The 25,345-nt window shown below is 73.5% G+C and carries 23 protein-coding genes and 2 pseudogenes; 16 read left to right on the forward strand and 9 right to left on the reverse strand.

The window, feature by feature from the left end:
* Positions 1-306: 306 nt before the first annotated feature.
* The 4 genes from ACIP67_RS00935 to ACIP67_RS00950 all read left to right on the forward strand — a co-directional run bounded on the left by ACIP67_RS00935 (position 307) and on the right by ACIP67_RS00950 (position 4,386).
* A complete protein-coding gene (locus tag ACIP67_RS00935) occupies positions 307-1,161 on the forward strand; it encodes a hypothetical protein (RefSeq protein WP_401686756.1) in 855 nt (284 codons plus the stop codon).
* Positions 1,162-1,306: 145 nt separating this feature from the next.
* On the forward strand, positions 1,307-1,675 hold the full coding sequence (locus tag ACIP67_RS00940) for a hypothetical protein (RefSeq protein ID WP_389516037.1): 369 nt from the start codon (positions 1,307-1,309) through the stop codon (positions 1,673-1,675).
* A 100-nt stretch (positions 1,676-1,775) separates the two neighbouring features.
* A complete protein-coding gene (locus tag ACIP67_RS00945; RefSeq protein ID WP_401685384.1) occupies positions 1,776-3,791 on the forward strand; it encodes an FAD-dependent oxidoreductase in 2,016 nt (671 codons plus the stop codon).
* Between the two features lie 31 nt (positions 3,792-3,822).
* Positions 3,823-4,386 carry a PadR family transcriptional regulator gene (locus ACIP67_RS00950; RefSeq protein ID WP_401685386.1) on the forward strand — a complete coding sequence of 188 codons (564 nt, stop codon included), beginning with the start codon at positions 3,823-3,825 and terminating at the stop codon, positions 4,384-4,386.
* 152 nt (positions 4,387-4,538) lie between these two features.
* Here the strand turns inward: ACIP67_RS00950 and ACIP67_RS00955 are convergent, their stop codons facing one another.
* Together ACIP67_RS00955 and ACIP67_RS00960 are read right to left on the reverse strand one after the other, a co-directional pair.
* Positions 4,539-5,075: a hypothetical protein gene (locus ACIP67_RS00955; protein WP_401685389.1), complete on the reverse strand. Its 537-nt coding sequence runs from the start codon at positions 5,073-5,075 to the stop codon at positions 4,539-4,541.
* 150 nt (positions 5,076-5,225) lie between these two features.
* Entirely contained in the window at positions 5,226-6,185 is a 960-nt protein-coding gene (locus ACIP67_RS00960; RefSeq protein ID WP_401685391.1) for a fibronectin type III domain-containing protein, read from the reverse strand.
* 471 nt (positions 6,186-6,656) lie between these two features.
* On the opposite strand from ACIP67_RS00960, the gene ACIP67_RS00965 reads away from it, so the two are divergent.
* Complete coding sequence (locus ACIP67_RS00965; RefSeq protein ID WP_401685393.1) at positions 6,657-7,457, forward strand: glycoside hydrolase family 75 protein; 801 nt, start codon at positions 6,657-6,659, stop codon at positions 7,455-7,457.
* A 31-nt stretch (positions 7,458-7,488) separates the two neighbouring features.
* On the opposite strand, the gene ACIP67_RS00970 is transcribed toward ACIP67_RS00965, so the two are convergent.
* From ACIP67_RS00970 to ACIP67_RS00985, 4 genes are all read right to left on the reverse strand, one after another.
* Entirely contained in the window at positions 7,489-7,899 is a 411-nt protein-coding gene (locus tag ACIP67_RS00970; protein WP_401685396.1) for a PTS-dependent dihydroxyacetone kinase phosphotransferase subunit DhaM, read from the reverse strand.
* The gene (gene dhaL / locus ACIP67_RS00975) at positions 7,892-8,491 is read right to left on the reverse strand and encodes a dihydroxyacetone kinase subunit DhaL (protein WP_401685398.1); all 600 of its coding nucleotides are present in this window, start codon (positions 8,489-8,491) and stop codon (positions 7,892-7,894) included. The genes ACIP67_RS00970 and dhaL overlap by 8 nt, the downstream gene beginning before the upstream one ends.
* 59 nt (positions 8,492-8,550) lie before the next feature.
* Positions 8,551-9,543, reverse strand: a complete 993-nt coding sequence (gene dhaK, locus ACIP67_RS00980; RefSeq protein ID WP_401685401.1) for a dihydroxyacetone kinase subunit DhaK — start codon at positions 9,541-9,543, stop codon at positions 8,551-8,553.
* Between the two features lie 562 nt (positions 9,544-10,105).
* Positions 10,106-10,690, reverse strand: coding sequence for a helix-turn-helix domain-containing protein (locus tag ACIP67_RS00985; protein WP_401685403.1), 585 nt, complete (start codon positions 10,688-10,690; stop codon positions 10,106-10,108).
* Between the two features lie 127 nt (positions 10,691-10,817).
* Between ACIP67_RS00985 and ACIP67_RS00990 the strand changes: the two are divergent.
* The 3 genes and pseudogenes from ACIP67_RS00990 to ACIP67_RS01000 all read left to right on the forward strand — a co-directional run.
* A pseudogene (locus ACIP67_RS00990) lies at positions 10,818-10,994 on the forward strand (EamA family transporter); the annotation flags it as partial.
* Between the two features lie 39 nt (positions 10,995-11,033).
* A complete protein-coding gene (locus ACIP67_RS00995) occupies positions 11,034-11,741 on the forward strand; it encodes a B3/4 domain-containing protein (protein WP_401685406.1) in 708 nt (235 codons plus the stop codon).
* Between the two features lie 104 nt (positions 11,742-11,845).
* Entirely contained in the window at positions 11,846-12,745 is a 900-nt protein-coding gene (locus tag ACIP67_RS01000; RefSeq protein WP_401685409.1) for a dihydrodipicolinate synthase family protein, read from the forward strand.
* Positions 12,746-12,826: 81 nt separating this feature from the next.
* On the opposite strand, the gene paaK is transcribed toward ACIP67_RS01000, so the two are convergent.
* Entirely contained in the window at positions 12,827-14,173 is a 1,347-nt protein-coding gene (gene paaK / locus ACIP67_RS01005) for a phenylacetate--CoA ligase PaaK (protein ID WP_401685411.1), read from the reverse strand.
* A gap of 258 nt (positions 14,174-14,431) precedes the next feature.
* On the opposite strand from paaK, the gene paaA reads away from it, so the two are divergent.
* From paaA to ACIP67_RS01035, 6 genes are all read left to right on the forward strand, one after another.
* Entirely contained in the window at positions 14,432-15,418 is a 987-nt protein-coding gene (paaA, locus tag ACIP67_RS01010; protein ID WP_401685414.1) for a 1,2-phenylacetyl-CoA epoxidase subunit PaaA, read from the forward strand.
* Complete coding sequence (paaB, locus tag ACIP67_RS01015; RefSeq protein WP_401685416.1) at positions 15,415-15,708, forward strand: 1,2-phenylacetyl-CoA epoxidase subunit PaaB; 294 nt, start codon at positions 15,415-15,417, stop codon at positions 15,706-15,708. Before paaA ends, paaB begins: the two co-directional genes overlap by 4 nt.
* A gap of 9 nt (positions 15,709-15,717) precedes the next feature.
* Positions 15,718-16,548 carry a 1,2-phenylacetyl-CoA epoxidase subunit PaaC gene (gene paaC, locus ACIP67_RS01020; protein ID WP_401685419.1) on the forward strand — a complete coding sequence of 277 codons (831 nt, stop codon included), beginning with the start codon at positions 15,718-15,720 and terminating at the stop codon, positions 16,546-16,548.
* Positions 16,542-17,057 (forward strand): 1,2-phenylacetyl-CoA epoxidase subunit PaaD, encoded by a 516-nt coding sequence (gene paaD / locus ACIP67_RS01025; RefSeq protein WP_401685421.1) that lies wholly within the window; start codon positions 16,542-16,544, stop codon positions 17,055-17,057. The genes paaC and paaD overlap by 7 nt, the downstream gene beginning before the upstream one ends.
* Positions 17,057-18,175: a 1,2-phenylacetyl-CoA epoxidase subunit PaaE gene (paaE, locus tag ACIP67_RS01030; RefSeq protein WP_401685424.1), complete on the forward strand. Its 1,119-nt coding sequence runs from the start codon at positions 17,057-17,059 to the stop codon at positions 18,173-18,175. Before paaD ends, paaE begins: the two co-directional genes overlap by 1 nt.
* A 248-nt stretch (positions 18,176-18,423) precedes the next feature.
* Positions 18,424-20,847, forward strand: a complete 2,424-nt coding sequence (locus tag ACIP67_RS01035) for a SpoIIE family protein phosphatase (protein ID WP_401685427.1) — start codon at positions 18,424-18,426, stop codon at positions 20,845-20,847.
* 337 nt (positions 20,848-21,184) lie between these two features.
* On the opposite strand, the pseudogene ACIP67_RS01040 reads toward ACIP67_RS01035, so the two are convergent.
* Together ACIP67_RS01040 and ACIP67_RS01045 are read right to left on the reverse strand one after the other, a co-directional pair.
* Positions 21,185-21,421, reverse strand: a pseudogene (locus tag ACIP67_RS01040) (hypothetical protein); the annotation flags it as partial.
* Positions 21,422-21,454: 33 nt separating this feature from the next.
* The gene (locus ACIP67_RS01045) at positions 21,455-21,754 is read right to left on the reverse strand and encodes a hypothetical protein (protein WP_401685430.1); all 300 of its coding nucleotides are present in this window, start codon (positions 21,752-21,754) and stop codon (positions 21,455-21,457) included.
* Between ACIP67_RS01045 and ACIP67_RS01050 the strand changes: the two genes are divergently transcribed.
* Both ACIP67_RS01050 and ACIP67_RS01055 read left to right on the forward strand, forming a co-directional pair.
* Positions 21,744-22,301 (forward strand): flavin reductase family protein, encoded by a 558-nt coding sequence (locus ACIP67_RS01050; protein WP_401685433.1) that lies wholly within the window; start codon positions 21,744-21,746, stop codon positions 22,299-22,301. The genes ACIP67_RS01045 and ACIP67_RS01050 overlap by 11 nt on opposite strands.
* Positions 22,246-25,314, forward strand: a complete 3,069-nt coding sequence (locus ACIP67_RS01055; protein WP_401685436.1) for an FAD-binding and (Fe-S)-binding domain-containing protein — start codon at positions 22,246-22,248, stop codon at positions 25,312-25,314. The genes ACIP67_RS01050 and ACIP67_RS01055 overlap by 56 nt, the downstream gene beginning before the upstream one ends.
* Positions 25,315-25,345: the final 31 nt, after the last annotated feature.

Below are 25,345 nucleotides of genomic sequence, written 5' to 3' on the forward strand. Positions count from 1 at the left end.
AGGCCGACTCGGCGCGCAGCCCCCCGTGCCGACTCTCCTGGTTCCACCGCGCACAACCTCTCTCGCTCACGCCTGCGGCACCGACCGTCTTCCATGCTCCTCCAGTACGGCGCGGCGCGCCGTTCTCCGCACGGCTCCCTCCCGTCCATGCGATTGGTCTGTACATGACCATCAGGTAGGGCCACACTGTCCGCCGAGCGCGCACCCCACCCCCCGCCCCGGAGGAGCCCCATGCCCCTGCGCCCCGCCCGCAGAAGCGCCCGCCCCGCCCGCAGACGCGCTCGCTCGGTCCGTGCCGCCCGCCCGATGCGTGCCGCACGTGCCGCTCTGGTCGCGCTGGCCACCGCGACGGCGGCGGCCCTCGGCGCCGCCCCGCCCGCCGCGGCCGCCGACACCTGGACCGAGATCGGCTCCGACCGCGCCGATCCGCTGACCGAGAGCCAGGGCCTGACCTCCGTCGAGGTGCCGGCCGGCAGTGCCAACCGCTACACCGGCATCGGCACCATCCCTCTCGGTGTGAGCATCCGCGGCTGGAACCACGTCGGCGACCCCGACGCCTCCTACGACGGCCACTACGTCGAGCCCTACCAGCGGGACTCGGGCACCTCGAAGATGTTCCGGGTGCAGGCCCCCGGCGGCGCCTGGTCGGAGTACGTCCACACGCTCGGCTCCGGCGAGGCCCTCAACAACTCCTGGGTGGCGATCACGCCCGGCGGCCAGTGGATGCTCACCGGCGAGTGGGGCACGATGACCCGTCTGCTGGTCCTCCCCACCCCCGGCGTCAACCCGGCCACCTCGCCCTCGGCGAACCTGCCCCAGGTGTCCACCGTCCGCCTCGACCACGCCGTGCGCGACGTGCAGGGCTGCGACTTCACCGGCCCGGCCACCCTGCTGTGCTCCTCGGACGACCCCGAGGGAACCCTCTTCGGCATCACCAAGCCGCTCCTGCGCGTCGACCTGTCCGCCGAACCGGGCACCTCCGACGTCACCGGGCACGTCACCGCGCTGCGCGCGCTGCCGCTGCGCAGCTCCTGCTCGGGCGCGTTCGAGACGGAGGGCATCGACTACGACCGCCGTACCGGCACCCTGCGGGTGATCGTCGTCTCGCCCGGCGTCTGCGTGCTGACGGACAGCAGGACCTACCGCTTCACCAGCGGCTGAGGGCGGCACCGGGCGGGCACGGACGCCGGTGGCCGGGCGTACGAGAGGTGGTGCCCGCCCGGGAAAGTGGTGCTTTTCTAGGGATGTGGCGCGGTTCGCGGGGAACCCGCGCTGTCGCGCCACCGCCACGAGAGGAGCGATCACGATGGACCGCGAGCGAACGCACGAGGAGTCCGTCTCCGTCGAGATCAGCGGATGCAGCAAGGAAGACGCCCGGATCGTGTTCGACGCGCTGTGCGCGTGCTACGAGTCCGACCGGTGCGCCGAGGACGTGCCCGAACAGCTCCACGAGACACGCCCGATGGTCTGGCTCGGCACCTTCGAGGTCAGCGAGGCCCAGGAGTGCGCGACCCCGCCCCGGCTGTCGTCCTCCGTGGAGGCCGACGCGCAGGGCGGCTACTGGGCGATCGACCGGCTCCGCACGACGCTCGACTCCCTGTTCGCCGTGCGCGACCTGTCCTCGGCCTCCGGGGACCAGGAGAGGGAACTGCACGTCCTGCTCGAAAGCCGGTGACCTGCGGCACACCCCTCATCCCCCATTGTGCAACTAGTTGCATAACCCGTGCGCGGTCCTCTAGAACTGGAGGTGACGACACCGCGCACGGAGGCCTGCCTTGAGCCGTTACCCGCATCTGCTGAGCCCGCTGGACCTGGGCTTCACCACGCTGCCCAACCGCGTCCTGATGGGCTCGATGCACGTCGGCCTGGAAGAGGCCGAGGGCGGCTTCGAGCGCATGGCGGCCTTCTACGCGGCCCGCGCGCGCGGGGGAGTGGGCCTCATCGTCACCGGCGGCATCGCCCCCAACGACGAGGGACGGCCGTACGAGGGCGGCGCCAAGCTGACCACGGACGCGGAGGCCGAACAGCACCGGGTGATCACCGGGGCCGTCCACCGCGAGGGCGGCCGCATCGCGATGCAGATCCTGCACTTCGGCCGCTACGCCTACCACCGCGACCTGGTCGCCCCCAGCCCTCTCCAGGCCCCTATCAGCCCCTTCCCGCCGCGCGAGCTCACCGACGCCGACGTCGAGCGCACCGTCGACGACTACGCCCGCGCCGCCCGCCTCGCCCGGCGGGCCGGCTACGACGGCGTCGAGATCATGGGCTCCGAGGGCTACCTCATCAACGAGTTCACCGCCGCGCGGACCAACCGGCGCACGGACCGCTGGGGCGGCTCCTACGAGAACCGGATGCGCTTCCCGGTGGAGATCGTCCGGCGGGTGCGCGAGACGGTCGGCGAGGACTTCGTCGTCATCTACCGGCTGTCGATGCTCGACCTGGTGCCCGGCGGCTCGACGCTCGACGAGGTCGTCACCCTCGCGCGGGCCGTCGAGGAGGCCGGGGCGACGATCATCAACACCGGCATCGGCTGGCACGAGGCCCGCATCCCCACCATCGCCACCTCCGTGCCGCGCGGCGCGTACACCTGGGTGACGAGGAAGCTCATGGGGAAGGTGTCCGTCCCCCTCGTCACCACCAACCGCATCAACACCCCGGAGCTCGCCGAGGAACTGCTCGCCGACGGCTGCGCCGACCTGGTGTCCATGGCCCGTCCCATGCTCGCCGACCCCGACTTCGTCGCCAAGGCCGCGGCCGGCACGCCCGAGGCCATCAACACCTGCATCGGCTGCAACCAGGCCTGCCTCGACCACACCTTCGGCGGGCAGATCACCTCCTGCCTGGTCAACCCGCGCGCCTGCCACGAGACCGAGCTGGTGCTCGCCCCGACCCGGGTGCGCAAGCGCGTCGCCGTCGTCGGCGCCGGACCGGCGGGCCTCGCCTGCGCGGTGTCGGCGGCCGAACGCGGCCACCGGGTCACGCTGTTCGACGCCGCGAGCGAGATCGGCGGCCAGCTCAACGTGGCCCGCCAGGTCCCCGGCAAGCGGGAGTTCGACGAGACGCTGCGCTACTTCCGCCACCAGATCGACGCGCACGGCGTGGACGTACGCCTGAACACCTGGGTGGCCGCCGGGGACCTGTCCGGCTACGACGAGGTCGTCGTCGCCACCGGCGTGACCCCCCGCACCCCCGACATCCCCGGCGTCGACCACCCGAGCGTCGTCGGCTACCTGGACGTCCTGCGCGACCGCGCCCCCGTGGGCGAGCGGGTCGCCGTCCTGGGCGCCGGCGGCATCGGCTTCGACGTCGCCGAGTTCCTCACCGACGGCGGCGACCGGGCGAGCGAGGACCCCGCGACGTACTTCCGCCACTGGGGCGTGGATATGGACTACCGGGCCCCCGGCGGCCTCGCCGCGCCCGAGCGGCCCGCCCCGCCGCGCACCGTCCACCTGCTCCAGCGCAAGACCACCAAGGTCGGCGCCGGACTCGGGAAGACCACCGGCTGGATCCACCGCACCGAGCTCAAGCACCGCGGCGTCACCATGGTCCCGGGCGTGCGCTACGACCGCATCGACGACGCCGGACTGCACATCACCGTCGGCGAGGAGAGCACGGTCCTCCCGGTCGACACCGTCGTGCTGTGCACCGGCCAGGAACCGCGCCGGGACCTCTACGAGGAGCTGGTCGCCGCCGGGGTGAAGGCCCACCTCATCGGCGGCGCCGACGTGGCCGCCGAACTGGACGCCAAACGGGCCGTCAAGCAGGGCACCGAGCTGGCGGCGGCGCTGTAGGCCCTGCCGGGCGCGTCCCTAGGATGGGCCCATGTCACTCCCGCACGCGATCCTCACCGCCCTGCTCGAGAAGCCGTCGTCGGGACTGGACCTGACCCGCCGGTTCGACAAGTCGATCGGCTACTTCTGGTCGGCGACGCACCAGCAGATCTACCGTGAGCTGGGGCGGCTGGAGGCCGGGGGCCACATCCGGGCCCTGCCCGCCGAAGGACCGACGCGCGGGCAGCGCAAGAGCTACGAGGTCCTGCCCGCGGGCCGCGCCGAACTCGAACGCTGGACCGCCGCGGCGCAGGACCCCAAGCCGCACCGGGACGCGCTGCTGCTGCGGCTGCGCGCCGCCGCCGTCGTCGGCACCGCCGGCCTGGAGGCCGACCTGCGCCGCCATCTGGACCTGCACCGGCGGCAGCTGGCCGAGTACGAGGAGATCGAGCAGCGCGACTTCCCGCCCGGCAGCGACAGCGCGCAGGCCAGGCTTCAGCACCTGGTCCTGCGCGCGGGCATCCAGCTGGAGACCTTCTGGACGCAGTGGCTGACCGAGGCACTGGAGGAACTTCCCGGGATACTGCCCGGGGGACCGGCCGAGCAGGCGTCCTAGGACCGGCCGAGGCAGCGTCCCGGGACCGGCCGAGGCGGCGTCCCGGGACCGGCCGAGGCGGCGTCCCCTGCATCGGCCGAGGCAGCGTCCCCGGACCGGCTGATCCGGCCGGGCGGGAGCCCCACCGGCCGGGCGGATGGCCGACAGGGCCGCTAGAAGCGGTGCTGCCTCGAGCGGCGGCGCAGGAACCAGACCGCCGCCACGACGCCGGACCCGACCAGGGCACCGCCGACCGCCATGCTGACCGCGCCGTAGTCGCGGACCGTGCCGCCCGTGCCGCCCAGGACGCCCCGGGTGGGCGAGGACGTCGTGGAGATCGTCGGGTCGGACGCGGCCGCGACGATCACCGACTGGGTGCCGGCGGTGGTGCCGTTCGCGCACATGACGACGACCGTGTACGTGCCGGGGGTGATGCCCGACCAGGCGGCGGACTGACTGACGCTGGTGCCCGACAGGGCCACCTGCCGGCCCTGGGAGAAGTTCGGCTGGCCGCTGGTGAGCAGTGCCGCCGTGCCCCAGCTGCCGTTGGCCTGGGTGCACGCGCTGGTCACCACGGACACCGTGGAACCGGTCGTGCTGACGGAGATGCCGGAGATCCCCGCGGCCGGCCGGGCGGTCACCGCGAGCGGGAGCGCGGCGGCGGCTGCCACGGTCAGTCCGGAGCGGGTGAGGAGACGGGAAGTGCGCATCGGATGTCCTCCGGCGGCACGGTTGGCGGTACATCCCTTGCGCCGCCGAGGATCGGGTACGCCCGTGCTGCCTCAGGGGCAGCCAATGCGCCCCCGGACCGTGCCGCACCCCGGCCGCCCCCGTCCGGGTGACGTGGTCCTCCGGACGGCTCAGCCCCGGTGGCCGCCCGTCGTCACCGTCCGCTCCTCGGAGAACGCCCCCCACGTCCCGTCCGGCAGCCGGGCCCGCAGCCGCACCCGGTGTCCGACACCGGCCTCGCGTCCCACGTAGAAGCTGTAAGTGGCCTTCTCCCGCGGGGGGTTCCCGCCCCACACGAGGGAGGTGGCGGGCTGCCCGTCGAACTGGATCTGGTACTCCGTGACCACGCCGTCCACGCGCGGTGGCACCCAGGTGAGCTCCACGGAGAACGCCCCGTCCGCCGCGCGGACCGTCGCCCGCAGGTCCGTCGGCGCGGTGTCCCGCCCCTGGTCCGTGCCGGGCCCGGTGGTCAGGCGTACGACCGCGCCGGCCGGCGAGAGGTTGTCGGCCGCGTCCCGCGCCCGCACGGTGAAGGAGTACCGGGTGCCCGGCCGCAGTCCCGTGACCACCGTCGCCGTCTGGTTCCCGCCGACGCTGTGGATCTTCACCCCGCCCTGGTAGACGTCGTACGACACCACCGCGCGGTCGTCCGTGGAGGCCGACCAGGACAGCTGGGCCGCCCGGCTCCCCGCGGCCCGGCCCACCGTGCCGGCCGGCCGGGTCGGGGCCGTCCGGTCCGCCGCGACCGCCGCCGGGGTCGTCGCCCGTACCTCCCGGCTGCGCGGGCCGAGCCGTCCCCCGGCGTCCCGGGCCCGCACGGTGAAGGCGTAGCCGGTGGCCGGGGCGAGCCGGGTGACGTCGAGCATGCGGTCGGAGCCGGGCACCTCACCGGCCTTCGTGGTGCCCCGGTACACCTCGTACGCGCGGGCCCCGGCGACCGCGTTCCACATCACGTGCACGCTGGTCGCGCTTCCCGCCTCGGCCGTGACCCCGGTCGGAGCGTCGGGCGCCCGCTCCTCGTCACCGTCGCCCGGCGCCGCGCATCCGCAGCACACCGCCAGGACCCACCCGCACAGCACTACGCGTCGCACGGCTTCGCCTCCCGGCCCGCTACGGCGGCAATGGTCCGGACCAATATGGCGCGGTGGCGCGAGCACATCAAGGGGGCGGTGCGGGGCCGGTGTTGGTGGGCGGCCGGGGCAGTTCCGTATGCTGAGGCTTCCACGGCTGAACTTCCCTCTGATTCAGGGGAGTTCGCGCCGTCGGCGTGGAACGCTGTCGTCGCTGATCCCACGCCGGCGGGGCGGCCGGGGACCGGTACCGAGACGGCACCGGTCCCCGGCCCACGTACCCGGTCCCCGGCTCACGTACCCGGTCCCCGGCCCACGTACCCGGTCCCCGGCTCACATACCAGGCCCACGTCCCCGGACCGCGGCCCCGGTTCCCGGCCGTACGCCGCGAGGGGCGCGTGCACCGTACGGCCCCCTCGGGTGGCCCCGGGAGACGGCCGGCCCCAGATTGGGCGGGGAGTTCTCCACCGTCCCCCACGAGAGGGTCCCGCCGTGCCTGTCCAGTTGCCGCACCGGGTGAGGCGGAGGGCGCCCCTGACGCTGGCCGCGGCCGGCCTCGTCCTGCTCGCCCCGACCGCCGTCCCCGCCGTGGCGCGGCCGGCCTCCGACGTCCCCCGGAGACCGGCCGCGCCGCGGGAGGGCACCGTGTCCGCCGCCGACCTGCTGGCCCGCGTGCGCAACTGCACCCGCGTCTCCCGCGGCCTCTACCGCAGCGATGCCGCCGCTTCCGCCACGATCCCGGTCTGCGGCACCGAGGGCGCCGTCTTCTGGGCGGCCGACATGGACATCGACTGCGACGGCCGCCCCGGCACCCGCTGCAACGCCACCACCGACCCCGACTTCTCGTCGGCCACCGCCTTCACCCAGTCCGACGGCCGATACCTGAGCGCCGAGAGCCTGCCGTACATCGTCGTGCCCGCCCCGAGCACCCTCTGGGACTACCGCGCCCACGGGGTGCGCGGCGGAACCGTGGCGGCCGTCGTCCACCGGGACCGGGTCCAGTACGCCGTCGTCGGGGACGTCGGACCGTCCGCGATCATCGGCGAGGCCTCGTACGCCACCGCCGCGGCCCTGGGCATCCGCCCCGACCCGCACGGCGGCGGCACCCCCTCCGGCGTCACCTACATCCTCTTCGAGGACTCCCGGGCGACCCCCGTCGAGAGCCACGCGTCCGCCGTCGAGGTGGGCGAACGGCTCGCGCGCTCGTTCGTCCGGGGCACCCGGGACGCGGCGCGGGGGCCGGGCGCCACCGGGGCCGGGCAGCCGCTCGCCGAGGACCGCGGGGCCCCGTGACCGGCACGGTCGGGCACGCGAAGGGGCCCGGTCACACCTTCCGGTAGGAGTACGCCTCGGCGGCCGCCGCCTCCACCGCGTCGAGGTCGGCTCCCGTGGCCGCTGTGACGACGGCGGCGACCGCGCCCTCCACGAACGGCGCGTCCACGAGACGGGTGGCGTCCGGCAGTTCGTCGCCCTCGGCGAGCAGTGCCTTCACGGTGAGCACGGCGCTTCCGAGGTCGGTGAGGACGGCGATCCCGGCACCGCGGTCCACCGAGGCCGCGGCAGCGCTGATCAACTCCGCGCTCGTCCCGAGCCCGCCGCCCTCGGTGCCGCCCGCCGGAGCGACGGGCACGTCCGCGCCGCCGCCCGCGAGACCCCGGGCCAGCTCCACGACGGCGGCGGCGACCTGGGCGCTGTGCGAGACGAGCACGATCCCGACCCGTCGGCTCTCACTCACCGGAGGCCTCCACGAGTCCCGCGACGAGCAGGGCGGACGAGGTGGCGCCCGGGTCCTGGTGCCCGATGCTGCGCTCGCCCAGATAGCTCGCCCGGCCCTTGCGCGCCTGGAGGGGGACGGTGGCGACGGCCCCCTGCTCCGCGGCGTCCCGCGCCGCGCCGAACCCGGCGCCCAGCGCCTCCACGGCGGGCACCAGCGCGTCGATCATCGTCTTGTCGCCCGGCGCGGCCCCGCCGAGCTGCATCACCGCGTCCACACCGGCGCGCAGCGCCTCGGCGAACTGCTCCTCGCTCACCTCGGCCCCGTCCCCGAGCGCCTTGCCCGTCCGCCGCAGGAGCGTGCCGTACAGGGGACCCGACGCCCCGCCGACGGTCGAGATGAGCTGACGCCCGGCGAGCACGAGGACGGCCCCGGGCGTCGCCGGAGCCTCCTTCTCCAGGGCGGCGGTGACGGCGCTGAACCCGCGGTGCAGGTTGCTGCCGTGGTCGGCGTCCCCGATGGGGGAGTCGAGGGCGGTGAGGCGTTCCGCCTCGCGGTCGACGGACGCGGCGGTGGCCGTCATCCAACGGCGGAAGAAGTCGGCGTCGAGCACTGGATCTCCTTGCCTGGTAGGTGGGTCGGGCGTCGTGGCCTCCCGGGCGGGCCCCCGGGTCATCGGCCCCAGCGCAGCCCCGGCGTGCTCACCGGCGCGTCCCACAGCCGCAGCAGTTCCTCGTCCACCTGGCACAGGGTGACCGAGGCGCCCGCCATGTCGAGGGACGTCACGTAGTTGCCGACGAGCGTACGGGCGACGGCGACCCCGCGCTGGGCCAGGACACGCTGCACCTCGGCGTTGAAGCCGTACAGCTCCAGCAGCGGGGTGGCACCCATGCCGTTGACGAGGACGAGGACCGGGTTGCGCGGTGACAGGTCCTCCACGAGGGCGTCGACCGCGAAGTCGGCGATCTCCCCGGCGGTCATCATCGCGCGCCGCTCACGCCCCGGCTCGCCGTGGATGCCGATACCCAACTCCAGCTCGCCGGGCGGCAGGTCGAAGGTCGGACTGCCCTTGGCGGGGGTGGTGCACGCGCTGAGCGCCACGCCGAAGCTGCGCGCGCTCTCGTTGACCTCCCGCGCGATCGCCTCGACATGCTCCAGCGGCAGGCCCTCGTCGGCGGCGGCACCCGCGATCTTCTCCACGAACAGTGTCGCGCCGGTACCGCGCCGCCCCGCCGTGTACAGGCTGTCGGTCACCGCGACGTCATCGTTGACCAGCACTTTCGCGATCTGGATGCCCTCGTCCTCGGCCAGTTCCGCGGCCATGTCGAAGTTGAGCACGTCGCCGGTGTAGTTCTTCACGATGAACAGCACCCCGGCCCCGCTGTCGACGGCGGCGGCCGCGCGCACCATCTGGTCCGGCACCGGCGAGGTGAAGACCTCCCCCGGGCAGGCCGCCGAGAGCATCCCCGGTCCCACGAATCCCCCGTGCAGGGGTTCGTGCCCCGAGCCGCCCCCCGACACCAGGCCCACTTTCCCGGCCACCGGCGCGTCCCGCCGCACGATCACGCGGTTCTCGACGTCGACGGTCAGCTCGGGGTGGGCGGCGGCCATCCCGCGCAGGGCGTCCGCGACGACGGTCTCGGGAACGTTGATGAGCATCCTCATGGGTACCTCCTGGGAAGGGTGGCAGGTAAGTCCATGTCCTGTGTTTTCGCTGGTCAGAGGGGTTCGAGTGACCTTCGATCCTGGCGGTCGGTGGCGGTCCGAAGCGGGCTCCGACGGTCCTGGTGCCGGCTTGACGGTGACTTTGGTGACGGTGCATCAGAGGGGGTGGATGATCGGGCGGGTCCAGGCCGGAGTGCTGCTGTCGGCAGTATCGGCCTTGCGGCAGCAAAGGTCACGCGCGGGAACGTCGTGGGCGCGCCCCGGTCCCGCATCCCACGACTACCCGGTTCGCCGCCTCCGGTGCCCCTCCGGAGCGGGCCGGTGTCCGGCGGAGCGCGGACAGCCCGGCGTCGACGTCGTCGTACCGGGCGGTCACCACGTCGTCCGTGGACGAGGCGAGCGTGTCGCCCGGATCGATCGTGTGGTCGCTGTACTCACCGGGCAGGCCACTCCGGGGCGAGGGAGGTCCGGAAGTACCCCAGCGGGTCGCCGGCCACCGCGCACGGGGCCTCGCCCTGCCCGTTCACGGCACGGGGCCTCGCGCTGCCTGGTGACGTGCTGGTCAGGCCGCCGAGCCAGGGCCGGGCGGAAGGTGAACGGTCATGATCAGGTGGCATGTCCCGGTGCCCGAGCCGCGGTAGGTGTGGGAAGCGTCGCCGTCGAACGTGGCGGTCTGCCCGGCCTGGACCGCATGCTCGGTGCCGTCGACGACGAGCACCATCTGCCCGGTCGTGACGCTGACGGTCTCCACGACGCCGCTCTGGTGCGGGTGGCTGGGGTACTCCTCGCCGGGTTCCAGTTTCCAGCGCCAGACCTCGACCGGGGCCGGTCCCGACGTGGTCAGCATGAGCCGCGCCTCGCCGCCTTTCTCCCCGGTCCACAACGGCGTGACGGCATCGGCGGACGCGACCCTCACACGGCCTTCGGCCGGCCCTTCCATCAGTGCGGACACCGAGACGCCGAAGGTGTCGGCGAGACGGACCAGGGTGGCGAAATTGGGGTTGCCCTGGGCCTTCTCCAGGGCGACCAGGGCGCCCTTGCTGACTTTGGCGCGCCGGCCGAGTTCGTCCAGGGACAGTCCGGCGCGGGTACGGGCCGCGCGGACGTTGTGCGCGAGTGTCCGCAACGCCGCCTCGGTCTCGGCCATCGCTCTCACCTCTTCAGGCAGTGGATCAGTGCACTGCACCGTGCGGTCGTTCGGTTGACGGCTTCCGGTCGGCACGTTGTACGGTGTAGTCGTTCCATTGATAGTAGGGGACAGACCCGTGATCGCTCTGTTCCTGCTCGCCGCGAGCAGCGGTGACCTGGCCGTCGTCGCCGTGATCACCGCCCGGTACCCGGTCGGCACCGTCCTGCTCGCCCGCAGCGTCCTTGCCGAGCGGATCCACCGCGGCCGGCTGATCGGCCCGGGTACCGCCGCCGTCGCCGTCAGCCTCCTCGCCCTCCCCTGACCCCGCCCGCCCAGCCACCCGCTCCGAACGGACCACCTGGTGACCACCTTCCGTATCAGCCCCGCTGTCGCCGACGCCTTCCCCGACACCCTCATCGCCGTCGTCACCGCCACCGGTCTGCGCGGCGTCGAGCCCTGGCCCGCCACCGCCGCCGCCCTGGAGGACCTGGAGGTCCAGCTCGCCGACGGCGCCTGGCAGCCGGCCGACGAGAGCGACCCGCGCATCGAGGCGTGGCACGCCGCCTACCGGTCCTTCGGCACCAACCCCCGCCGCATCCGCCCCAGCGTCGACGCCCTGGGCCGCCGCATGGCCAAGAAGGGCACGCTGCCCCGGATCAACCCGGCCGTCGACTCCTACAACGCCGTCTCCGTCCGCCACGGCCTGCCCGCCGGCGCCTTCGCCCTCGACCACGTCACCGGCGATGTCGAGATCCGCTATGCCGACGGCAGCGAGACCTTCACCCCGCTCGGCGAACCCGGCACCGTCGAGACCCCGAAGCCGGGCGAGATCATCTACACCGACACCACCGACGTGCTCACCCGGCACTGGAACCACCGCGACGCGCACCGCACCCGCGTCACCGAAGACTCCCCCCACGTCGCCTTCGTCCTGGAGACCGTCGCCGCCACCCGCGACGGGCACCTGCTCAAGACCGCGGCCGACGACCTCCGGACCCTGCTCCAGCCGCACTGCGAACAGAGCACCGTGCACTTCCTCGGCCCGGCACACCCCGACACCACTGCCTGACCACCACTCCCGGACCCGCCCACCCGCACGGCGGCACCAGGCACGGTGGTGTCCGTGCGGCCCACCACCGCTGAAGCACCACCCACTCCCCTTGGAGGTTCGTCTTGTTCACCGGTCTGAGCGCCTTCCCGCTCACTCCCATCCCCGGCGACGGCAGCGTCGACGAGAAGGCGTTCGCCGCGCTGGTCGACCGGCTCGCCGCCGCGGGCGTCGACTCGATCGGGGCGCTGGGCTCCACCGGCTCCTACGCCTACCTGACCCGCGAGGAACGCGCCCGTGTCGCCCGCATCGCGGTCGAGCACGCCGACGGGGTGCCGGTCATCGTCGGCATCGGGGCGCTGCGCACCCGCCAGGTGCTCCAGGCCGCCGAGGACGCGCAGAACGCCGGCGCTGCCGGAGTCCTGCTGGCGCCGGTGTCCTACCAGCCGCTGACCGACGACGACGTCTTCGGCCTGTTCGAAGAGGTCACCGCGAACCTGTCGATCCCTCTGGTGATCTACGACAACCCCGGCACCACGCACTTCACCTTCACCGACGAGCTGTACACGCGCCTGGCCCGGCTGCCGCAGGTGGCGTCCGTCAAGATCCCCGCGCTTCCCGCCGACCCCGCGGAGGCTCGGGCCCGTGTCGAGCGGCTGCGCCGGCTCCTGCCCGCCACGGTGACGGTGGGCGTCAGCGGAGACGCGGCCGCAGCCCGGGGCCTGAACGCCGGATGCGACGCCTGGTACTCGGTGATCGGCGGCACCTTCCCCGAGCCGGCCCTCGCCCTCACCCGCGCGGCCCAGGCCGGCCGGTACGAGCGGGCCCTCGAAGAGTCCCGGCGCCTCCAGCCCCTGTGGGACCTGTTCGCCCGGCACGGCGGATCCCTGCGGGTCGTCGCGGCGGCCGCCGCGCAGTTGGGCCTGACCGCCCACCGCAACCTCCCCCTGCCGCTGCGCGGCCTCGACGCCGAGGAACGCGCCCACCTCGCCACGGTCCTCGAGCAGCTCCAGCTCCACGCCTGACGGCCCGCCGCCCCCTCGCGCACCCGAGAGGGCGGCGGCGCTCCGGCCATCCCTCCGCCCGGCATCCCGCAAGGAGCCGGATCACGCCCCGCGCCGGTCCCTGACCCTGCGGAGCTTGCCGAGGGAACGCTCCAGGGTCTCCGGGTCCACGACGGCCACCTCCACGCTGATGCCGACACCGTCCTTGACGCCCTGGGCGATGGCGCCGGCCGCGCTCTCGCGCTGCTCCGGTGCGGCGTCCGGCCGTGCTTCCACCCGGACGGTCATGTGGTCCATCCGTCCGCGCCTGCTGAGGTCGATCTGAAAGTGCGGTGCGACGCCGGGGGTACGCAGCACGACCTCCTCGATCTGGGTCGGGAAGACGTTCACCCCCCGCAGGATGATCATGTCGTCGCAGCGGCCGGTGATCTTCTCGATGCGGCGGAACCCGGCCCGGGCCGTGCCGGGCAGGAGACGGGTCAGGTCCCGGGTGCGGTAGCGGATGACGGGCAGGGCCTCCTTGGTGAGCGAGGTGAACACCAGCTCACCGCTCTCGCCGTCGGCGAGGACGTCGTCCGTGAAGGGGTCGACGATCTCGGGGAGGAAGTGGTCCTCCCACACGTGCAGGCCGTCCTTGGTGTCCACGCACTCCTGGGCGACGCCGGGACCCATCACCTCGGAGAGTCCGTAGATGTCGACCGCGTGGAGGTCCATGCGCTCCTCGATCTCGTGGCGCATCTCCTCCGTCCACGGCTCGGCGCCGAACATGCCCACCTCCAGGGAGGTGGAGCGCGGATCCACGCCCTGTTTCTCGAACTCGTCGAGCAGGGTGAGCATGTAGGACGGGGTGACCATGATGATCTCGGGCCGGAAGTCCTGGATGATCTGCACCTGGCGTGCGGTCATACCGCCCGAGGCGGGGATCACCGTACAGCCGGCCCGCTCCGCGCCGTAGTGGGCGCCGAGCCCGCCGGTGAACAGGCCGTAACCGTAGCTGATGTGGACCTTGTGGCCGGGGCGGCCGCCGGCGGCGCGGAGGGAGCGGGCGACGAGATCCGCCCAGGTGGACAGGTCCCGCTCCGTGTACCCGACGACCGTCGGGCGGCCGGTGGTGCCGCTGGAGGCGTGGATGCGCCGCACCTCGGACAGGGGCACGGCGAACATGCCGAACGGGTACGTCTCGCGCAGGTCCGCCTTGGTCGTGAACGGGAAGCGGGCCAGATCCTCCGGCGTCCGGCAGTCGTCGGGCGTCACACCGGCCCGGTCGAACTTCTCGCGGTAGAGCTCGACGTTGTCGTAGGCGTGCCGCAGTGTCCGCCGGAGGCGGCGCAGCTGGAGGTCGCGCACCTCCTCGCGCGGCAGCCGCTCGGCGTCGTCCCACAGGTTTGCCGGAAGGGGTTCGCCGCGGCGGGGGCGCACGTCCGCCGGTCCTGTCGGGTCGGTGCTCATTGCGGCTCCTCGCATTGCGTGCTCCGGATGCTGTGGCTGTGGCTGCGGCTGTGGAACTCCGCGATCACCGCGTCGCCGCTGCGCGACGCCCACGTCGAAGATGCCACTGCGACCGAAACGGGTCACTTCCCGGGCGGTGGCCACCAGGACGTCGCCCAGTTCTCTGCAGAGAACTGCCCCCTCCGGCACTTGCCGGAACCCGGGAAGCCCGTCATATCATGGACCGAACGAATGGTCGGTAGGGGATGGGTGGTACGGATGACGGCTCAGCAACCCGGCTCATCGGCAGCGAACGGTGCTCCGCCCGAGCTCCAGGAGCACTTCGACGCGACGATCGCACACGACCAGCGGATCGAACCGCGGGACTGGATGCCGGACGGCTACCGCAGGACGCTGATCCGGCAGGTGGCCCAGCACGCGCATTCGGAGATCATCGGCATGCAGCCGGAAGGCGAGTGGATCACGCGCGCCCCGTCGCTGCGGCGCAAGGCGATCCTGTTCGCCAAGGTGCAGGACGAGGCCGGCCACGGGCTCTACCTGTACTCGGCCGCCGAGACCCTGGGGGCCGACCGCGCGGACCTCACCGAGCGGCTGATCGAAGGGCGGCAGAAATACTCGTCGATCTTCAACTACCCGACGCCGACCTTCGCCGACGTCGGAGTGATCGGCTGGTTCGTGGACGGCGCCGCCATCTGCAACCAGGTGCCCCTGTGCCGCAGCTCCTACGGCCCCTACGCCCGCGCCATGGTGCGCATCTGCAAGGAGGAGTCGTTCCACCAGCGGCAGGGTTACGAGCTGCTGCTGACGATGATGCGCGGCACCCGAGCCCAGCGCGAGATGGTCCACGACGCGGTGAACCGCTGGTGGTGGCCGTCCCTGATGATGTTCGGCCCGCCCGACGACAACTCCCCCAACTCGGCCGCGTCCATGGCCTGGAAGATCAAGCGGCACAGCAACGACGAGCTGCGCCAGAGGTTCGTCGACATGACCGTCCCGCAGGCGGAGAAGCTCGGTGTCACCCTGCCCGACCCGGAGCTGCGCTGGAACGAGGAGCGGGGCCGCCATGACTTCGGCACCCCCGACTGGGCCGAGCTGATGCGGGTCATCAGGGGCGACGGGCCGTGCAACGCCGAACGGATCGAGCGGCGACGCGCCGCTCACGAGGACGGCGCCTGGGTGCGCGAGGCGGCCACCGCCCACGCGGCCAAGCAGGCGGCCCGCGCGCGGAAGGGAGCGGCGGCATGACCCCCGACCAGCAGGGCTGGCCGCTGTACGAGGTGTTCGTGCGCGGCAAGCGCGGCCTCAACCACGTCCACGTCGGCTCGCTGCACGCCGCCGACGACACGATGGCGCTCACCCACGCCCGCGACCTGTACACCCGCCGCAACGAGGGCGTGAGCATCTGGGTGGTGCGCTCGGAGCACATCGCCGCCTCCACGCGCGACGAGAAGGACCCCTTCTTCGCGCCCAGCGCGGACAAGGTGTACCGGCACCCGACCTTCTACGACATCCCCGACGACGTCCCTCACATCTAGGAGCGGGGCTTGAGCGACGACCACGTCTACATGACCCTCGCCGAGGAGCACCAGGACGACACCCGGTGGGCCTACGGCACCGGCTTCGAGGACCCCCTGCACGGCGTGAGCACCGCCGTGCCCGACGGCGTCGACCGGACCGAACTGGCCGCGCTCTGCCTGGCGCTGGGCGACGACGCCCTCGTCATGGCCCAGCGCCTGGCGGAGTGGACCACGCGGGCACCGGAACTGGAGGAGGAGGTGGCGCTGGCCAACATCGGCCTCGACCTCCTCGGCCAGGCCCGTCTGCTGTACGCACGCTGCGGCCAGGTCGACGGCACCGGCCGCGACGAGGACGCCTACGCCTACTTCCGCGACGCCGGGGACTTCCGCAACGTGACCCTGGCCGAACTGCCCAACGGTGACTTCGCGTTCACCATGGCGCGGCTGCTGGTGTTCGCCACCTGGCGGCTGGCCCACTTCGAGCGCCTGGCCGCCTCGGCCGATCCGGTGCTGGCCGCCGTCGCCGCCAAGGGCGTGAAGGAACTGGCGTACCACCGGCAGTACGCGGCCGAGTGGGTCGTCCGGCTCGGCGACGGCACCGCGGAGTCCCACCGGCGCATGCGCACCGGCCTCGCCGGGGCGGCCGTCCACCTGGGCGAGCTGTTCGCGGCGCACGACGCGCGGAACGAGGTCCTCGCCGTCCTGCGGCACGTCACGGAGGCCGCGGGCCTGCCGCTGCCGGACGGCACCGCGGGGACGGCCGGCTCGGGCCGCGACGGTGACCACACCGAACACCTCGCCCCCCTGCTGGCCGAGCTCCAGTCGGTGGCCCGCGCCCACCCGGAGGCGACATGGTGACCGTGCTCACCGACACCCGCAGGGCCCGGCACATCGCCGAGCAGGTGCCCGACCCGGAACTGCCCATGCTCACCCTGGCCGACCTCGGCGTGCTGCGGGACGTGACGGTGACCGCCGACGGCACGGTCGTCGCCGCCCTCACCCCCACCTACTCCGGCTGCCCGGCCATGGCCGAGATGCGCGCCGCGGTCGCCGCACGGCTGACGGACGCCGGCTACGAGCGGGTGGAGGTCCGCACGGTCCTCGACCCGCCGTGGACCACCGACTGGATCACCCCCGAGGGGCGCCGCAAACTCGCCGAGCACGGCATCGCCCCGCCCGGACCGGCGCCGCTCACGGCGTCCGGACCGGTGCCGCTGATCCTGTCCGCCACCCGCCGCACGGTGCCCTGCCCCCGCTGCGGCGCAACCGACACCGAGGAGACGTCCCGCTTCGGCGCCACCTCCTGCAAGGCGCTGTGGCGCTGCCGCGCCTGCCTCGAACCGTTCGAGTACGTCAAGGAGATCTGATGGAGGACCTGCCCGCCCCCGGTCCCACCGTCCCGGCCCCGGTACGGCGCCCACGACGCCGCCCGGCCTTCCACACCCTGAAGGTGGCGGACGTGCGGCGCCTGTGCGAGGACGCCGTCGCCGTGGGCTTCGACATCCCCGCCGACCTGGCGGAGGAGTTCGCCTTCGCGCCGGGCCAGTCGCTGACCCTGCGCCGCGAGGTCGACGGACGGGACGAGCGACGCTCGTACTCGATCTGCTCCCCGGCCGGTGCGCAGCCCCGGATCGGGGTACGCGCGCTGCCCGGCGGGCTGTTCTCCTCCTGGCTGGTGAACGAGGTCCGGGCGGGCGACGCCGTCGAGGTGATGGCCCCGACCGGCGCCTTCACCCCGGACCTGGCCACGCCCGGACACCATGTGCTCGTCGCGGCCGGTTCGGGCATCACCCCGATGCTCTCCATCGCCGAGTCCGTCCTCGCCGCCGACGACCGCTCCCGCGTCACCCTCTTCTACGGCAACCGGCGTACCGACTCGGTGATGTTCGCCGACGAACTCGCCGACCTCAAGGACCTCTACCCCGCCCGGTTCCAGCTCGCCCACGTGCTCTCCCGCGAGCCCCGGGAGGCGGAGCTGCTGACCGGCCGCCTGGACGCCGACCGGCTCACGGCGCTCGTCGACGGCCTGGTCGACGTCGGCCGGGCCGACCACTGGTGGCTGTGCGGCCCGCACGGCATGGTCCGCGACGCCCAGAAGGTCCTGACCGGGCTCGGGGTGCCGGCCGACCGGATCCACCAGGAGCTGTTCTTCGCGGGCGAGGAACCGGCGGGGGCCGTACGCCGGGCGGAGGAGCGGCCCGACGGGCCGGTCAGCCAGGTCACCGTCGTCCTCGACGGCCGCTCCACCACCTCCGCGCTCTCCCGCGAGGCCACCCTCCTCGACTCGGCCTCCCGGGTCCGCCCCGACCTGCCCTTCGCCTGCAAGGGCGGCGTCTGCGGCACCTGCCGCGCCCGGGTCACCGACGGCAGGGCGGACATGCGCCGCAACTACGCGCTGGAACCCGCCGAGATCGACGCCGGCTACGTCCTGACCTGCCAGACCTTCCCCGTCTCCGACACCCTGACCGTCGACTTCGACAGCTGAGGAGCACCGCGTCGCCCCCGGACCGACGTCCCGCGGGGCGCGGGCACGCTCCGTCCGGACCGCCCACCGAGGCGGGCCGGGCGATGGTCCGCTGACCGGCCGGCGCCGCGCGGGGCCCGGCGGCGTGTCGCGCGCGGGCGTCATGCCGCGCGGGGCCCGGCTGCGTGTCGCGCGCAGGCGTCAGGCAGGACGTCCCACGGTAAATTGAACGTGCCGGACGACTGACTCCACCACCCTCAGGAGCAGCGATGACGGGTCTCCCCGACGCGCACGACGCGGGAGCGTGGCTGCACGGCAGGTCGTTCTCGAAGACCTCGCCACCCGGCAGCGCCACCGCGGTGCTGGACGGCCGCATGCGGTTCACCGGATGGAGCCCGGAGGCCGAGGAACTGTTCGGTCTGCGGGCCGACGACGTGCTCGGCCGGTCCGCCGACGCGGTCCTGGCCGCCGCGGGGACCGGGGCGGACGCACCCCTCGCCGGCGACCGCGACACGACACGGCTGCTCGGCGCCCGGGTCGTCCGCCGCGGTGACGGACGCTCCCTGGAGGTGATGCTGTCCCTCACTCCGCTCGCCCACGGGGACGGCGCGTTCGGGTGGATCCTCATGGCGGCGGGCGCGGAGCAGGCGCACTGGGAGGCCGTCGGCCGGAGCGTGCTCGCCGGACTCGACCGGGAGTCGCCCGTCCATCTGGTCGTGTACGACACGGGCGCCCGGCTGCGCTGGATCAACGCCGCCGTCGAGAAGCAGTTCGGGGTGCCGCTGCGGGAGGCGGCCGGACGGTTCGTGAAGGACCTCCTTCCGCAGGGCCGTGTGCTGGGACACGACGACCGGAAGGTCTCGGGGGTCGAGGAGATCGTCGAACGCGTGGTCCGCACCGGCACGCCCGTGGCCGATGTGCGCTACCGGAGTGCCACCCGCCTCGACCCCCATCGCGAGCGCGTCTGGTCGTGCTCCTACTTCCGGCTCCAGGACGAGGAGGGCCGGCCGATCGGGGTCTGCGAGGCGAGCCTCGACATCACCGACCGTTATGTGGCGCGGCAGCGGCTCGCCCTGCTCAGCCGGGCCAGCGGCAGCATCGGCAGGACCCTGGACATCCAGCGCACGGCGGGCGACCTGGCGGAGCTCGTGGTCCCCGACTTCGCCGACGCCGCCGTGGTCGACGTCTTCGAACCGGTCCTGAGCGGACAGGAGCCGCCGCGCGGCGGCACCCGCTCCCCCCTCCGCCGAGCGGCGCGGCGCCCCTGCGCCGACGCGTCCGACGCCACCGCGTCCGACACACTGGACGCCCTCCGCCTGCGCTGCCTGGCCGAGGCCGGACCGGTCGCCGACCCGGCCGCCGGAGCGGTCGCCGTTCCGCTCACGGCCCGTGGCGCCCTCCTGGGCGTCGTGGCCCTCGTACGGTCCTGGCCGAGGAGCCCCTTCGAGCCCGAGGAGATCCTGCTCGCCGAGGAGCTCGTCTCCCGGACCGCGGTCTGCGTGGACAACGCCCGTCGCTACACCCGCGAACACGCGACCGCCCTCATGCTCCAGCGTGATCTGCTGCCCCGGGCGCTGCCCGAGCCGCCGGGCCTGGAGATCGCCCACCGCTATCTGCCCGCGGCCGGGCCCGCCGGCGTCGGCGGGGACTGGTACGACGTCATCCCGCTGTCCGGGGCGCGCGTGGGCATGGTGGTGGGGGACGTCGCCGGTCACGGCATGGGTGCGGCCGCCACCATGGGCCGGGTGCGCACGACGGTGGCGGCCCTGGCGGCGCTGGACCTGGCGCCCGACGAGCTGCTCGCCCGTCTCGACGACCTGGTGGCGCGGACCGACACCACCCTGCCGTCCGGGGCCACCGAGGCCGAGGACCAGGCGTTGGGCGTCACCTGCCTGTACGCGATCTACGATCCGGTCTCCCGGCACTGCGTCATGGCCCGTGCGGGGCATCTCCCCCCGGTGCTCGTCACCCCCGACGGCCACGCCGAGCTGGTGGACCTGCCCGCCGGACCGCCCCTCGGACTGGGCGGCCTGCCGTTCGAGAGCGCCGACATCGAGCTGCCGGAAGCCGCGATGCTCGCCCTGTACACCGACGGACTCGTCGAGAGCCGCGAGACGGACATCGACCGGGGGGTCCGCTCCCTGTGCGCCGCGCTCTCCGGTCCCGGGCACGACCCGCTGGAGAAGACCTGTGACGGCGTCATCGGCCGGCTCCTGCCCCAGGCGCCCGAGGACGACGCCGCCCTGCTGCTGCTCCGCGTCCACGCGCTGGCCGAGAACCTGGTGGCGACCTGGGACATCCCGCTCGACGCCGGAGAGGTGGCGAGGGCGCGCTCGCTGGCCCGTGACCGGCTGACCGCGTGGGGGGTCGACGAGGCGGCGTCGTTCGTGGTCGAGCTCGTCGTCAGCGAGCTGGTCACCAACGCCCTCCGGTACGGCGGCGCTCCGGTGACCCTGCGGCTCATCCGGGAGCGCGGCCTCATCGTCGAGGTCTCCGACGGCGGCCACACCTCCCCCCACCTCCGGCGGGCCGCCATGGAGGACGAGGGCGGCCGAGGCCTGTTCCTGGTGGCACAGCTGACGCGCCGCTGGGGAACCCGTTACACGCCGACGGGCAAGATCATCTGGACCGAGGTGTCACTCACTCCGGTACCACTCACCGAAGCCCTGGCGGACGGACTGTTCGCGCTGTGAGAACCCGGACGGCCGCCGTCCGGACCGGTGGGGGACGGTTCGGCGGGGGCGGACCGCCGGTGGATGGACCGGTGGGGGCGGAACGGTGGGGGATGGACCGGTGGGGATGGACCGGTGGGCGCGGACCGTCGGTGGATGGACCGGATGGGACGGTCCGGTAGGGGGCGGACCGATGGGGCATGGGTACCTCTCGTCGGCTGGGCAGGCGGGTGTCCCTCCGGCCTCCTCGCCGGGCGCACGCGCCGACGGGCACCGGCCGGCCTCCGCGCCGGTCACCCGTGCCGGTCACCCGTGCCGGTCACCCGCGCCGGTCACCCGCGCCGGTCACCCGTGCCGGTCACCCGTGCCGACGGGCGACCGGCCCCGGTGACCGCAAGCACCACCTCAGCGAGCCGCCCGTTCGACGGGACGCGGCTGCTCGCGACGCGCGGTCCCACCCGCCCGTCGCGGCCGCGCCCGTCGCGGCGGCCTTCCGCCTGCCAGGCAGCAGCGCCGCCACCACGACCGTCCCGACGCCCAGGATCACCGCGCCGACCAGGCTGGTGTGCGCCACCACGTCCGAGAACGCCGTCCCGGACGTGGCCCCTCAGCGTGAGTGGACACGGAGTCAGGGCATGCAGTCGACGAATGCGGGAACCGGCGGCTCCGCGGGCTGGGCCCGGGAATTCGTCAGCGGCTGGTGGGCCGACTCCGAAGCGTCGATGGAGATCGTCAAGAAGTGTGGGGTCCCGCCACCCCACCCGGGCCGCCGCGCGAAGAGTCCGGGGCGGGCCGCGGCCGCGATGAACAAGGTCCCCTCGGCCGCCTCGCTGCTCACGGCGCAGATGAAGTCGAGCAGGGCGTCGTCCGCCTCGTGCAGATCGTCGACCACCATGACCAGCGGGCAGCCCTGCGCGATGTCCGCCAAGGGAGACCGGGTGGACTTCACCAACCGGGTCAGATCGATCTCCCGTGTCTCGGTGCCGTGGGGATCGAAGAGAGGGCTCAGCCTGTCGGGCGGCCCGCAGGAGCTGTGCGCACGGTTCGCGTCGAGCGGCACGGACAAGTTCGCCGGGCTGGCCCTGCGTACGTCCCCCTCGGGCAACCCGCTGTTGCCCGGTGTGGCGCCCTGGCTCGACTGCCGGGTCGAGGAGATACGCAAGCTCCGCGACCACCACTTCGCCCTGGCGCGGGTGACCGCCCTGGACGGGACGGCCGCCACCACGTCGATCGTCTTCCACCGCGGCGCCCTGCACGCGCTTCCCCGAGACCGCGGCGCCCAGGGCCGTGCCGGGCCCGAGGAAGCCGCCGCCGTGCCGACGGCATCGGCCCGGTGGGCCGAACGCCGCACCGTCGGTTTGTCCCCGTCCGGCCGGGGATACACGGTCGGGGCAGTGCGTGCGCCCAGGAAGGTTGCTCATGGACCCGGTCGATCTGCCCCTGCCCGTCGTCCGCCGCCCCTCCGCGCCCGGTGACGAGGTGGACGTCCACGCGCTCGAACGGGATCTGCGGTCCCGCGTCGACGGCGAGGTCCGCTTCGACACCGGGACATGCGCGGCGTACTCGACGGACGGCTCCAACTACCGGCAGGTCCCCCTCGGCGTGGTCCTCCCGCGGACGGTGGAGGCGGCCGTGGAGGCGGTGGCCGTGTGCCGGGAGCACGGCGCGCCGCTGCTCTCCCGCGGCGGCGGCACCAGCCTGGCCGGCGAGTGCTGCAACACCGCGGTGGTCGTCGACTGGAGCAAGTACTGCAACCGGCTGCTGTCCGTGGACCCGGCGAACCGGCGCTGCGTGGTCGAGCCGGGCATCGTCCTGGACGACCTGAACCGGCAGTTGGCCGCCTACGGCCTCCAGTACGGCCCGCGGCCGTCCACCCACGCGAACTGCACCATCGGCGGGATGATCGGCAACAACTCGTGCGGGTCGACCGCCCAGGCGTACGGCAAGGTCGTCGACAACCTGCACCGTCTGGAGGTGCTCACCTACGACGGTGTGCGGATGTGGGTGGGCCGGACCGGCGACGGCGAACGGGAACGGCTGGCCGGCGCCGAGGGGCGGGAGGCCGAGCTGTACCGGGGACTGGTGGCCCTGCGGGACCGGTACGCCGGACCGGTGCGCGAGCGCTTTCCCGACATTCCGCGGCGGGTGTCCGGCTACAACCTCGACTCGCTGCTGCCCGAGCACGGCTTCGACATCGCCGGGCTCCTGACCGGTTCCGAATCCACGCTGGTGACCGTCCTGCGCGCGGAGCTGGAACTGGTGCCCGTGCCGGAGCACACCGCCCTGGTCGTGCTCGGTTACGAGGACATCTGCAAGGCGGCCGACCACGTGCCGGCTGTCCTGGAGCACGAGCCGGCGGCCCTGGAGGGCGTGGATCACCAGCTGATCCACTTCCAGCAGGAGAAGCACCTCAACCCGGAGGCGCTGAAGGAGCTGCCCGACGGCCGGGCCTACCTGATGGTGCAGTTCACCTCGGACACGCGTGAGGGTGTCGAGGCCAAGGCCCGGGCGCTGATCGACGCCAAGCCGGACGACGTCGACCACACGTGGTACGACGACGAGCAGCACGTGCACGAACTGTGGCTGGTCCGCGAGTCCGGCCTGGGAGCCACCGCGCACGTGCCCGGCAAACCCGACACATGGGAGGGCTGGGAGGACTCCGCGGTCCCGGTCGACCGCCTCGGCGACTACCTGCGTGACCTCAAGCGACTGTACGAGGAGTTCGACTACGGACACCCGTCCGTGTACGGCCACTTCGGCCACGGCTGCGTGCACACCCGTATCCCCTTCGACCTGGAGTCGGAAGACGGCGTCGGCCGGATGCGCGCCTTCGTGGAGAAGGCCGCCGACCTGGTCGTGTCCTACGGCGGATCGCTGTCCGGGGAACACGGGGACGGCCAGTCCCGGGGCGAGCTGCTGGTGAAGATGTTCGGCGCGGAACTGATCGAGGGGTTCGAGCGGCTGAAGGGGCTGTTCGACCCGGGTAACCGCATGAACCCCGGGAAGATCGTCCTGCCGTACCGCCTGGACGAGAATCTGCGCCTGGGCGCGGACCACCTGCCCTGGGAGCCGGAGACCGTCTTCGCCTTCCCGCACGACGACGGCAAGTTCAGCCGGGCCGCCGCCCGTTGCGTCGGCGTCGGCAAGTGCCGCTCCTCCGAGGGCGGTGTGATGTGCCCCAGCTACCGGGCCACCCGCGAGGAGGAGCACTCCACCCGGGGCCGGGCCCGCCTGCTGTTCGAGATGGTCCGCAACGACTCGCCGATCCCCGACGGCTGGCGGTCACGCGCGGTGCACGACGCGCTCGACCTCTGCCTCGCCTGCAAGGGCTGCAAGACCGACTGCCCGGTCAACGTCGACATGGCCACCTACAAGGCCGAGTTCCTGCACCACCACTACAAGGGCCGGCCGCGGCCCCTCGCGCACTACTCGATGGGCTGGCTGCCGGCGGTGGCCCGGGTCGTCGCCCGCGCCCCCAGGACCGTCAACGCACTGACGTCGGTGCCCTGGGTGGCCCGCACGGCCAAGGCACTCGGCGGCGTGGCCCCCGAGCGGGACGTGCCCGTCTTCGCCGAGCAGCGGTTCACCGACTGGTGGCGTGAGCGGGGCGGGCCGCGCGGCGACGGCCACCGGGGCGAGGTCGTGGTCTGGCCCGACACCTTCACCGACCACTTCCACCCCGCCGTCGGCCGGGCCGCCGTCGAGGTCCTCGAGGCGGCGGGCTTCCGCGTCAAGGTGCCCGACGCCGCGGTGTGCTGCGGACTGACCTGGATCTCCACCGGACAACTGACCGTCTCCAAAAGGGTGTTGGGTCACACCCTCGACGTCCTGCGCGCGGACCTGCGCCGGGGCACCCCCGTGGTGGGACTCGAACCCAGCTGCACCGCCGTCTTCCGCTCCGACGCGGCCGAACTGCTGCCGAAGGACCCCGACGTGGGGCGCCTGCGGGAACAGACCCGCACCCTCGCCGAACTGCTCGTCGAGCGGGCCGGCGACTGGCGGCCCCCGGCCGTCGACGCGCGCGCGGTGGTGCAGCGGCACTGCCACCAGTACGCCGTCATGGGCTTCGACGCGGAGCGCGAGCTGCTGGAGCGGGCCGGAGTGGACGCCGACGTGCTGGACGCGGGCTGCTGCGGACTGGCCGGCAACTTCGGCTTCGAGAAGGGCCATTACGAGGTCTCCATGGCCTGCGCCGAGGCCGGGCTGCTGCCCGCCGTGCGCGCGGCGGACGACGCGACACTGGTCCTCGCCGACGGCTTCAGCTGTCGTACCCAGGTCGAGCAGGCCGGCACCGGACGCACCCCGCTGCACCTGGCGGAGGTCCTGGCGGCCGCCCTCCGCGGACGGGACGCCGACCCCGAACGCCCGTCCGCCCCGGGGCCGCGGGCCCTGCTGCCCCTGTTGCCCCTGGGCGTCGCCGGACTGGCCGGCGCGTCGCTGGCCGTGCGGGCGGTGCTGCGCCGCTCACGGCCCGCACGGCGGCGATGACGGGGGGCTTCCGCGCACCGGGCGTGGCTGC

It is taken from the genome of Streptomyces sp. NPDC088812 (genome assembly GCF_044750285.1).
Taxonomy (GTDB): Bacteria; Actinomycetota; Actinomycetes; order Streptomycetales; family Streptomycetaceae; genus Streptomyces.